The sequence below is a fragment of the Ferroglobus sp. genome, from assembly GCF_015521575.1.
GTDB lineage: Archaea > Halobacteriota > Archaeoglobi > Archaeoglobales > Archaeoglobaceae > Ferroglobus.
On the sequence record NZ_WANY01000099.1, the window covers coordinates 1 to 7,637 of the forward strand.

9 protein-coding genes and 1 tRNA gene are annotated in these 7,637 nt (G+C 42.7%); 5 read left to right on the forward strand and 5 right to left on the reverse strand.

Features of this window, described 5'->3' with window-relative positions; genetic code table 11:
• Positions 1 to 307: 307 nt before the first annotated feature.
• The 3 genes from F7C14_RS04195 to F7C14_RS04205 all read right to left on the reverse strand — a co-directional run bounded on the left by F7C14_RS04195 (position 308) and on the right by F7C14_RS04205 (position 1,020).
• Complete coding sequence (locus F7C14_RS04195) at positions 308 to 523, reverse strand: type II toxin-antitoxin system RelE/ParE family toxin (RefSeq protein ID WP_290900197.1); 216 nt, start codon at positions 521 to 523, stop codon at positions 308 to 310.
• Positions 513 to 809 (reverse strand): hypothetical protein, encoded by a 297-nt coding sequence (locus F7C14_RS04200; RefSeq protein ID WP_290900198.1) that lies wholly within the window; start codon positions 807 to 809, stop codon positions 513 to 515. Before F7C14_RS04200 ends, F7C14_RS04195 begins: the two co-directional genes overlap by 11 nt.
• A gap of 137 nt (positions 810 to 946) precedes the next feature.
• Positions 947 to 1,020: transfer RNA gene (locus tag F7C14_RS04205), tRNA-Gly, on the reverse strand.
• Between the two features lie 83 nt (positions 1,021 to 1,103).
• On the opposite strand from F7C14_RS04205, the gene F7C14_RS04210 reads away from it, so the two are divergent.
• Positions 1,104 to 2,378 carry a thymidylate synthase gene (locus F7C14_RS04210; RefSeq protein ID WP_290900199.1) on the forward strand — a complete coding sequence of 425 codons (1,275 nt, stop codon included), beginning with the start codon at positions 1,104 to 1,106 and terminating at the stop codon, positions 2,376 to 2,378.
• On the opposite strand, the gene F7C14_RS04215 is transcribed toward F7C14_RS04210, so the two are convergent.
• Positions 2,360 to 3,094 carry a hypothetical protein gene (locus F7C14_RS04215; RefSeq protein WP_290900200.1) on the reverse strand — a complete coding sequence of 245 codons (735 nt, stop codon included), beginning with the start codon at positions 3,092 to 3,094 and terminating at the stop codon, positions 2,360 to 2,362. The genes F7C14_RS04210 and F7C14_RS04215 overlap by 19 nt on opposite strands.
• Before the next feature lie 116 nt (positions 3,095 to 3,210).
• Between F7C14_RS04215 and F7C14_RS04220 the strand changes: the two genes are divergently transcribed.
• The 4 genes from F7C14_RS04220 (at position 3,211) to F7C14_RS04235 (ending at position 7,190) form a co-directional block, all read left to right on the forward strand.
• Complete coding sequence (locus F7C14_RS04220; RefSeq protein WP_290900201.1) at positions 3,211 to 3,468, forward strand: PRC-barrel domain-containing protein; 258 nt, start codon at positions 3,211 to 3,213, stop codon at positions 3,466 to 3,468.
• A 6-nt stretch (positions 3,469 to 3,474) separates the two neighbouring features.
• Positions 3,475 to 4,959, forward strand: coding sequence for a hydantoinase/oxoprolinase family protein (locus F7C14_RS04225; protein WP_290900202.1), 1,485 nt, complete (start codon positions 3,475 to 3,477; stop codon positions 4,957 to 4,959).
• Complete coding sequence (locus F7C14_RS04230; protein ID WP_290900203.1) at positions 4,956 to 6,035, forward strand: histone deacetylase; 1,080 nt, start codon at positions 4,956 to 4,958, stop codon at positions 6,033 to 6,035. Before F7C14_RS04225 ends, F7C14_RS04230 begins: the two co-directional genes overlap by 4 nt.
• A gap of 90 nt (positions 6,036 to 6,125) precedes the next feature.
• Positions 6,126 to 7,190: a 4Fe-4S binding protein gene (locus F7C14_RS04235; protein WP_290900204.1), complete on the forward strand. Its 1,065-nt coding sequence runs from the start codon at positions 6,126 to 6,128 to the stop codon at positions 7,188 to 7,190.
• Here F7C14_RS04235 and F7C14_RS04240 read toward each other — a convergent pair.
• Positions 7,187 to 7,637: PAS domain-containing protein (locus F7C14_RS04240; RefSeq protein ID WP_290900205.1), on the reverse strand; the 451-nt coding region annotated here is incomplete at its 5' end. The genes F7C14_RS04235 and F7C14_RS04240 overlap by 4 nt on opposite strands.

A 7,637-nucleotide genomic window follows, 5' to 3' on the forward strand; every position in this document is an offset into this window, starting at 1 on the left:
ACTAAAGATTTTTCAAAAATATTAAATTTTTCAATTATTTTGTCGTTTACTCACTTTACAAAAAACGAAACAAAGGCTAGAAGATTACAGATTCTGAGAGTTGAAGGATGTTCTCGAAAAGCCTCAAAGACCGCGCAAAAAGGTAAAGTACCTCATTCTTGAAGCTACCTTCAGAAATCCACGAAACATGGCAGCTTGAGGAAAAGTTAATCTTGTTCCTAAGGATGTGTGCTTGAAAAAATTAATAGAATCTCTTCAATCGTAAATGTCCGACCTCTTTCCGATTTTCAGGATTTTTATTACCTTCTCATCCTTTTAGATATTCAAACATGACTCTGTAGTTTCCAGATCTTAGCCTGTAAACGTTCTCATGGCCTTTAAGCTTTTTAACATCGAGGTGAACGAAGGGAAAATACGCAAGCTTTGAAATCCTGTCCTTGATAATTTTTCTGTCACTTTCGGGGATGTTTTTAAGCTCTTTAAGTGCTCTTTTCGAAATTAAAATTTGATTTTCATAACTCATTCTGAACCTCTTCCCACCTTATGAATTCATCACGCTTTCTATCTTCAATGTCTCTAACTTCCCATTCTTCCGGCTCTACCTCCTCAATAAGTTCGAGATTTACATCTATGAGCGTCTTCAAAAACCTCTCAATCCTTTCAACCTTATCGCTTAATTCCTTGAGAGTTAATGGCATAATACTGATGTCGTTCAAGGGAATAATAAGAGTTTCTTCTATGCAGGTTTTATTGCCCCATTGAACTTCACCTATCAACCTCATTTCTTTTCCAATAACCCTCGTTATCACCTTAGAACTTCCTGAGATTTTTAGTAAAAAATGCGTTAGGCTAAGGCAAGCGACTATCGATGAAAGATTAATCCTCTCCGCTTTTTTTAGAGATAAAACTTCGAGAATATCTAGGCTTGGTCAAAAACAACTGGGAATGCGCCGGCCGGGATTTGAACCCGGGGCAGGGGCTCGGCAAGCCCCTGTGTTAGCCAGGCTACACCACCGGCGCTCTTAATTTTATTTCCTTGAAAGTTGCTTAATAAGGCTTTCGCTGCGCAACATTTATTTCGTTTCAACACTCCTTTTCAAGAGATGTTAATCGAGACTAATCCCGAGACTCTCCAGAAGAATTTGATAGGAAAAATTTTGAGGGAAGGTGTAGAAATTAAATCGAGGTTCGGTGAGGAGGTTAGAATAGAGCCAGAGCTCGTGATATGCGAAAAACCAACGTACATGCAAAGCTTTGACGAAAGCTTCGGATGGAAAGCTTGCGAAGACACGTATCTTGACAGAGTTGAAAATTTAATCGAAACCGCTGCCGAAAAATTGAGAAAAACCCCTTACACGAGAAGAGTTTCTCTCCCGGTTTGGAGACCGGAAGATCACTTCTGCGAAACTCCACCTACAGTTACGGAAATTAGTTTTCTCCACTACTTTAACTCTCTCCACGCCACAGCTTATTTAAGAAGTTTAGACGCCTTAAACTACTTCTCCGCAAACTTCGACTTCGTTTTTCATGTTCTTGAGGAGGTGGCAAAAAGAGCTGAAATAGAAGTAGGCAGCGTTGCCTTTCTCGTGGCAGCTCCCCACATCTACAAGAGAGATCTAGACAGGGTTGATAGGCACAATTATAAAGATGTTTTTGGTTTTCACGAACTTGGAGTTCATATAGTGGAGGATTACGAATCCACCGCATGGCACTCAGCCCTTGAGGTCATATACTACAACGGATTCGAGAAGGAAACGGAATGGGGTGAGTTGTTTGAAGGGCAAAAGAGGAGTAAGTTCGTTCACAGACTTTTCGTTGAGGTGAAAAACACAAGAGAGAACAAGATCCACAACAAAGCCCCTTTCACGAAGAAATACGCGATAGACTACGCTCACAACTACGTCATCCATGCGGCTCAGCTTGATAAGCCGGTAAAGGAGAAAATTTTGAGAGAAGGTGAGGAATATACGTATGCTGAAAGAGCAAGATACTGCGAAAGGGATGAGAAGAAAGTCGACCAGCTTTACGAGTGTATAAAAAAGCTGAAGGAAAATCCCTACAGAAGAGACTGCTATGTGGGAATTTCAAGGGTTTGGGATTTAACAAGCGACGATCCGCCATGCTTGAGAGGCTACCAGTTTTTGAAAACGAAAAAGTTCATGGGAATTTTTTACATGCGCTCAAATGATATATACGGAGCCATGCACGCTAACATGTACGCTTTCTCCCTCCTCACGGACTACGTTTCCCAGCTTATTAACGAGAGAGATTATAAGTACTATCATTTCTCGGTAGATGCTCACATCTACGAGGAATTCTTAGATAGCGTTAAAGAAATTCTTGAGCCCGAAACTCCATCCTATATTTCGAAGGTGTAACCACCGATGTTCTGCTTCAGGGCTCTGCCGAGCGAAGATAAAGCGTTGTTTAGCAGAATTCCGAAAGATGCGATTAAAACCGCACAAACCGCCTGTCCGCAGTAAGTGGATCTCGTGAGCATGTAAAATCCGAAAACAGCTATGGCAACGCTCAGCTGGAATAGATAAGAAGAAAAGTCGATCTGAACGATGATATCCCCCCTCCTAAGCAACTTAAAGTATCTATATAGAAGAGAGGAAACGTAAAAAATCAGTATCAAGGACACGATAAATATCGCTTTTAGAGATTGAGAGAACAAGTACACAACGTGAGCAAATCTCTCCTCAATAAAAGTCAGGTAAAGCCAGAAAACCGCAAAACCTTGTACCAGCAAGACAGCCTTAAGGTCTATTTTTGGAGCAAAATTCCTGAAGGAGTCCTTTATCGATAGGATGTCGTGGAGTAAGAATGCGGAGGGGATTAAAAGCATTATAGCCACAGCGGTATACACGCTTAAAAAGTTTCCAACAGTTCCGAACGCCAGTATTTGATAAAGCTTCAGGATTTCGAGAACGGAAATTACAGAGAGAATTACTATCATGAAAATGGATAATACCAAGGAGTCCTTCCACTTACTTTCCAAAAAACTTTTTTCTTCATCTGTAAGCTGGAGGTACATAACCGAATTGTACAAAGCTATCATCGCAAGCGCCAAGCTTATGAGGAGTTCAAACATTAGACTACATAAGGAAGAGGTGAAATAAATTAATTTCTATCTCATTTATTAATTTACGAGTTTGAAAGTCAATTTTTGGAAATGTTTTAAATATTATGAGCGTTCCAAGTAGATTAATGATAGGAGAGATCTCATCGCTCTTCGGTATGAAAGTGTACACGGATGAAGGCAGATACGTCGGCAAGGTTGATGATGTCGTTATCGATGTCGAAAGAAGGCAAATAAAAAGTCTCGCGGTCAGCGAGGTTAACAAAGCTCTAATAAACACGAAATATAGAGGAGTTCTAATCCCATACAGGCTCGTGAAGTCGGTTGGAGACATAATAATAATCAAGGACGTATTTAAGAGAAGAGCCGAGAAGGAAAAAGAGTAAAAGAGTATGCGAGTGGGCATCGACATAGGCGGGACGAACACAGATATAGCGGTTATTGGGGAGGAAATAAAGACCGCTAAAATTCCAAACTATTTGGGTTTTGACGCTGTTTTCAGAAAACTTTCCGAACTCGTTGGAGAGAAGAAGATTAAGTTGGTAATCAGCACATCTGTTCCGCTAAACCTCATAGTTTCCAAGTTCGATGAGATAAAGGCGCAGGTTATACTGTTTCCCGGTAGCGGGTTAAATTACGAAAGTTACGGAAAACAGCTGAAAGGAGCGGTAAACCACAGAGGAGACGTTGTTGAAGATTTGGATGAGAGAGAGGTAGAAGAGGTTTTAAGGGAAAACAAAGCGGACTGCTTAGCTATAGCGTGCAAGTTCTCAATAAGAAATCCGGAATTGGAGTTAAAAGCTTATGAAATCGCTAAAAAGTACTATAGCGAGGACGAAATAGCGTTGAGTCATCACATACCGGTTTTGAACTACCCGCTGAGAATAAACACCACGATTATAAACGCAAAGCTCATGAAAAAAGTTCACGAGATGGTAAAAAGCGTCAAAGCTTATTACAACGAGGTTTATTTTTATAAGGGAGATGGAGGAATTATCCCCTACCAGATAGCCCTGAACAACCCTTCGGAGCTGTACAATTCAAGTCCCGCCGCTGTAGCTTTTGGGGCTTACTTCCTTACCGGAGAAAAGTATGCACTTGTTGTCGACATCGGAGGGACAACGACGGACTTCGTTTTCTTGGGAGACGGAAAACCAAAGATAATTGAGAGAGCGGTCATAGGAGGACTAAAAAGCTGCGTGAGGTGTGTAGAGTCTCATTCAATTCCATTTGGAGGGGACAGCCTCGTTGAAGAAACCATAAAACCCGTTAGAATTTCCCAGCCAATAGCCTTTGGAGGAAACTCTTTCACGCTAACTGATGCTCTCAACTGCCTCGGTTACGAAATAGGAGACTACAAAAAATCGAGAGAGGCAAAGAGAGACGACTGCGAGAGAGCCGTTGAGGATTTCATAAACATTGTCGCCGAAAAGATTAAAGAACTCAAAGCAGAGAAAATAATCGGAACAGGCTTTCTCGCCCCGTTTTTGATAAAGGACATAGCTAAGAAGGCTGGAGTGAAGTACATCGTCCCGGAACATTGCGAATCAGCCAACGCTGTAGGAGTGGCTGTATCGAGGCTGAGCTACACGCTCTATGCGAGATTTGACACAGAAAATAAAATCGCCGTTTACGACGGGGAGGCAACCTTCATTAAAGACAGAATATACGGATTCCCCGAAGATGAGGAGTTAATACAACTCGCTGTGGACAAACTAATTTCCATAGCGAAGGATTTCGGTGAGGAGGTAGAGGAAAAGGACGTCAGAGTTCTGTACTTCAACTCTTACGTTGTCGTAAAGGGTGGAATAAGGAGGGGAAAAATAGCTGACGTCATCGTCCAGATAGAGCCGGGAATAAGGGAGGAGTTTTCTTGAAGACCGGAATAGTCTTTCACGAGAAGTATTTGAAGCACGAACAAACACCGACGCACCCAGAAAGGAAGGAAAGGTTAGCTTACACGATCGACCAGCTAACGGAAGAGGGAATTTTCGAAGATGAGAGAATCGTGCTCATTAATCCAGAGCCGGCGAAGGAGGAGGACGTCTTAAGAGTGCACACGAAAGAGTACATAGAGTTTCTGAAAAGGGCAAGCAAAACCGGAGGATTCATAGATTTCGACACAAACGTGCCAGTAGGACTGTACGAAATAGCAATGCTTGCAGCCGGAGGAGCTATAACTGCTGCAAAGTGGGTTGTCGAAGGGAAAGTTAGAAACGCTTTCGCCATGGTTCGCCCTCCGGGGCATCATGCAAAACCCTACACTGGCGCAGGTTTCTGCTATATAAACAACATGGCTGTGATGGTGGAGTGGTTGAAGAAAAGAGGTTTCAAAAGAATTTTGATACTGGATTGGGACGCCCATCACGGAGATGGGACGCAGGAGATTTTTTACGAAGACGACAGCGTTCTCTTCATTTCAACGCATCAAATGCCCCTTTATCCCGGCACAGGCTACCCCCACGAAGTTGGGAGAGGGAAGGGGGAAGGGTACACGATAAACATCCCCCTTCCACCCGGAACTTCAGACGAAAGCTACCTCTACGTTTTTGAAAAGGTAATCGAGCCAGTTGCCGAAGAGTTCGAACCCGAATTTATAGCAATCTCCGCCGGACAGGACAACCACTTTACCGATCCGCTCACGGGTTTAGCTTTAACTGCCAGAGGTTACGCCGAGATGATGAAAAGAGCCGTCAATCTCGCTGAAAAGCTCTGTAAGGGGAGACTCGTCGCAGTTTTAGAAGGTGGCTACAGCGTTGAAAGCGCATTACCGTACACGAACCTTGGAATTATCGCTGCTCTCGCCGGAATGGACATCTCAAATATAAGGGAACCAGCCAAAATTCTTTCGGAGCTCAGATGGAGAAAAAGAGATTACGCAAGCCAGAAAGTTAGAGATACCGTAGCTGAAGTTAGGAGCATCCACTCCAAGTACTGGAGCTGTTTTAGGTGAACAATACTTATCAATACAAACAGACATAAAGGTTATTATATGTACTCTTAGCAAAATAGTTAAATACAATGATTTTTTTATCCAAACCCGATGACGACCGAAGTGGAGTTTAAAGCCGAAAACTGCATTGGGTGTGGGCTTTGCGAGAGAGTTTGCCCCAAAGGATCGATTACCGTAACTGCCGATGGAAATTTTAACGTAATTATTGACGATACTTGTGTTAATTGCGGTATTTGTGCAGTTTACTGTCAATACGGAGCTTTAAGCATAGATGCCCCCTTCACAAGACTTCTTGAAAAAGTTCACTACTCGAAGATAGACGTTGAAGGATGCGTTTACTGTGGAGTTTGCGCTCAAAATTGCCCGAGAGATGCGATAACCGTCAAAAAAGTTTTGGACAAAGATAAAATTAGACACGGATATATAAAAATATACGAAGGCTGCATCGAATGCAGAAACTGCGTCATGTTCTGCCCCGTCGACGCGATTAGAATAGAAAGGGGTTCTCCAGCAATTAACGAAGATAAATGCATATACTGCGAAATTTGCGAATACGTCTGTCCGAAGAACGTTATAGAGATTCACTGCGATTCTTGTAAAATGCAGAGGGATTACGCCATAACTGGAGAAATAAAAATTAGCGAGGCTTGTTCAACCTGCGGAATTTGTAGAGAAGTTTGCAGTTTCGAGGCGATAAGGGAGAACAAGCTTTTCACGGGCATACAGATATACAAACAGGAGAACTGCTTCGGAAGAGACTGCCAGATATGTAGAGAGGTTTGCCCGAACAATGCGATAGAATACAAATACGATGGAGGGAAGATAGTCGTTTTCAACGAAAGGTGCAATTTCTGCGGAGCATGCGAGAGATTCTGCCCGGGGAACGCTATAGAGATCAAGAGGGAGGTCGTCGGGGAATACGAAGACATCCATCTCCCGCCGGAGAGGAGGTACTACAAGGAGAAAGAGCACATAGTCGAAGTCAGCGAAGCGTGCATCTCATGCGGAATATGCGAGTCCCTTTGTAAAATTGCCTCAGACAACGCCTTCTCAATTAACAGAGGAGAACTTACACCAGAGAACTGCACCTCCTGCGGAGTCTGCCAAGCAAATTGCCCTATGGAAGCAATAAGGATAATAGAAAAAGCCGCTTAAGGGAGGATAATCTCTCTACTTATTTTTTCTTTCGCTTCCTCCAGTTTCCTTGTAATTACGATTACTCCAAGAAATTCCCCATCGGGTTTTCTCACCGCCCTGTAAAATTTTTCGAACCTCTCCCCTTCCACTTCCACAACCCTTCTAAATTCGTTTCTTTCACCCCTCGCAAGTTCCGTAAAGATCTGCTTAACGAACTTTGACGTTAGCGGGGGATGAACGTCTTCAATCCTCTCTCCGATCAAGTCGCCCCCTATAACTCTTCCTCCGGCATAAGCAAAGATGATCCTTCCGTTTCTATCAACAAAAGCCACAGAATTCCACGAAGTATGGATTAACCTCCTATCAATGATTTTAGCAAAATCCGTGAAGTCTTCTTTTCCAGTTATTTTTTTGTAAGCCTCAAAGAATTTGTTCGCTATATTTTTATCTATACGATATATGTAC

What these genes read in the sequence shown, in the direction of transcription:
- F7C14_RS04210 (WP_290900199.1), top strand. Translation starts at nt 1,104, where the DNA reads ATGTTAATCGAGACTAATCCCGAGACTCTCCAGAAGAATTTGATAGGA.
- F7C14_RS04215 (WP_290900200.1), bottom strand. Translation starts at nt 3,094, where the DNA reads ATGTTTGAACTCCTCATAAGCTTGGCGCTTGCGATGATAGCTTTGTAC.
- F7C14_RS04195 (WP_290900197.1), bottom strand. Translation starts at nt 523, where the DNA reads ATGAGTTATGAAAATCAAATTTTAATTTCGAAAAGAGCACTTAAAGAG.
- F7C14_RS04220 (WP_290900201.1), top strand. Translation starts at nt 3,211, where the DNA reads ATGATAGGAGAGATCTCATCGCTCTTCGGTATGAAAGTGTACACGGAT.
- F7C14_RS04225 (WP_290900202.1), top strand. Translation starts at nt 3,475, where the DNA reads ATGCGAGTGGGCATCGACATAGGCGGGACGAACACAGATATAGCGGTT.
- F7C14_RS04235 (WP_290900204.1), top strand. Translation starts at nt 6,126, where the DNA reads ATGACGACCGAAGTGGAGTTTAAAGCCGAAAACTGCATTGGGTGTGGG.